At 62.0% G+C, this 2,497-nt stretch carries 3 protein-coding genes; all 3 read left to right on the top strand.

Features of this window, described 5'->3' with window-relative positions; genetic code table 11:
- Positions 1-345, top strand: a 345-nt coding sequence (locus KVG87_RS25640) for a phage regulatory CII family protein (protein WP_217853229.1), incomplete at its 5' end; no start/stop codon positions are given.
- Positions 338-562 (top strand): TraR/DksA family transcriptional regulator, encoded by a 225-nt coding sequence (locus tag KVG87_RS25635; protein WP_116254822.1) that lies wholly within the window; start codon positions 338-340, stop codon positions 560-562. The genes KVG87_RS25640 and KVG87_RS25635, both read left to right, overlap by 8 nt.
- Positions 552-2,497 (top strand): VapE domain-containing protein (locus tag KVG87_RS25630; RefSeq protein ID WP_217853227.1); only part of this gene is annotated, 1,946 nt, incomplete at its 3' end. The genes KVG87_RS25635 and KVG87_RS25630, both read left to right, overlap by 11 nt.

The following is a 2,497-nucleotide window of genomic DNA, read 5'->3' as shown; positions in this document are numbered from 1 at the left end:
CACTCCATCAACATTCAGGAGTTCGGCGAGATCCTCGAACTGACCAAGGATCGCCGCATTCTTGATGCGGTGCATGCGCTGGTTGGTGACACGATCTGGCAGGAACTGGCCGACACCTACACCAACGACATGCCCGAGACCCTGACCACGGGGATCGCCGAATACTTCCGTCAGGTCGCCGACTTGGCCGAGACCTGGGCCAAGAGCATTGGCGACGGTGTGGTGACTGATCAGGAACTGGCTGCGATTCGTCTGCAGGTATTCCGGGGCATTCAAGGGCTGCTGGGGTTGTTCAACCGCGCCACCTACGTCAACCAGACGACGCGAGGTGCTGACCGTGGCTGACATCGCCGACTTCGCCAACGATCTGGTGCAGGAACGCATCGATCAGGCCATGGCTGCGCGCAGCGCTGCCAAAGCCGAAAGTGCCGCTCATTCCTTGCTGTTCTGTGAGGCTTGTGACGATCCGATCCCGGAAGCCCGTCGCCTGGCCTCACCGGGTTGCTCGCAGTGCATCAGCTGCCAATCCCTGTCTGAGCGGGGGATTCAGCATGCTCGATGAGGTATTGGGCCAATTCGCCGATTACGGTCTGGAGCCAGCGCAACCGCTGGTGTTCGGCAAGCTGACTCGCTGCAAGACTTCGCAGGACAAGGGCAGGGAAAAGAACGGCTGGTACGTGGTGCACGAGCAGCGCACGGAGAAGGGCGATACGCTGATCTTCGGCGCTTTCGGTGACTGGCGTTCGGGCGAGACGCAAAAGATCAAGGTCAAGGCCGGTCGCATGTCGCCGGAAGAGCGCGAAGTGATGCGTGCTCGCCAGGAAGAAGCCAAGCGCCGCGCCGCCGAAATCGCGAGTAACGCTGCGCGGCGGGCCGCGAAAAGGGCGCAGGGTTTGTTTGAGCGCATGCCGACCACCGGCCGCAGCGAATACCTGGACCGCAAGCAGATCGTTGGTATCAATGTCCGATACGCGCCACGCACCGGCGCCGTGTTGGTCCCAATGAAGAACGCCCGTGATCAGATCATGGGCCTGCAGGTGATCTTCCCGAACAAGCAGGAAGACACCGGCCGGGACAAATCCTACTGGCCTTACGGGATGGCGAAGGAGGGCACCTTTCACCTGCTCGGTCCGCATCCGGTACCGGGCGAACCAGTGCTGGTCTGTGAGGGTTACGCCACCGGCGCCAGCCTGCACATGGCGACGTCGCTCGCTGTGGCGGTGGCCTTCGATGCGGGCAACCTGTTGGCCGTGTGCAAGGTCATGCGCGAGCGCTTTGCCGGTTGCCCGCTGATCATCTGCCGCGATGACGACTGGAAGACCACCAAGCCCAATGGTGATGCGTGGAACCCGGGTGAGGAGAAAGCGAGTAACGCCGCCCTGATCGTCGGAGCCCAGGTGGTCTCGCCGATCTTCTCGATTGAACGTCACGACAAGTGGACCGACTTCAACGACCTGCACGTCGCGGAGGGTTTGGACGCGGTGCGTCGACAGGTACTTGCCGTGGTGCGTCCACCGGCTGCCGGTGGCTGGAAAGATCAGTTGGCCCGCAGCGAGAGCGGTGCCCTGATCGCGCACATGCAGAACGTCGAACTGATCCTTGCTCACGACGAACGCTGGGCCGGGGTGATCAGCTACTGCGCCTTCAGCTCGAAGATCGTCAAGTTGCGTGCTGCTCCTTATGGCGGTGGTACCGGCGAGTGGGCAGACATTGATGATGTGCGCGTGATGAAGTGGCTCGCGCAGCAGTACAACCTGCGTGTGAAGTCGTCGCACGTGATCGAGGCCGTCAGCGTCGTGGCCCACGACCACGCCTTTCACCCGGTGCGCGAGTACCTGAGAAAACTCGAATGGGATCGTGTGCCGCGCCTAGAGCGCTGGTTGACGGATGTCATGGGGGTAAAGGCAACCGATTACACGTCCAAGGTCGGCAAACGCTGGATGATCTCGGCCGTGGCGCGGGTGATGAAGCCCGGTTGCAAGGCCGACTCGGTGATGATCCTCGAAGGCGTACAAGGCGCCGGTAAGTCGACCGCCATGAGCGTGCTCGGCGGTGAGTGGTTCATGGACACGCCGTTTGCCCTTGGCGACAAGGACGGCTTCCAGGCGATTCGCGGTAAGTGGATTGTCGAGCTCGGCGAGCTGGACAGCTTCAACAAGGCCGAGAGCACCAAGGCCAAGCAGTTCTTCTCCGCGTCCACCGACACCTACCGCGAAAGCTATGGCCGCAGAACGCTGGACGTGCCACGCCAGTGTGTCTTCGTCGGTACCACCAACCAGGACGAGTACCTGAAGGACGCCACCGGCAACCGTCGTTATTGGCCGGTGGCCTGTACCAAGGTCGACGTGGCGTTGCTGCGCGAGATCCGCGACCAGCTGTGGGCCGAAGCGATGTTCTGCTTTGAGGCCGGCGACCTCTGGTGGGTCACGCGAGAGGAAGCGCCAATGTTCAGCGAGGAACAGGACGAACGCTTTGTGGTGGACGAATGGGAAACGCC

It is taken from the genome of Pseudomonas siliginis (assembly GCF_019145195.1).
Lineage (GTDB): Bacteria > Pseudomonadota > Gammaproteobacteria > Pseudomonadales > Pseudomonadaceae > Aquipseudomonas > Aquipseudomonas siliginis.
Note: the sequence above shows the minus strand (reverse complement) of the source record. Positions and strands in the feature narration are given on the sequence as shown.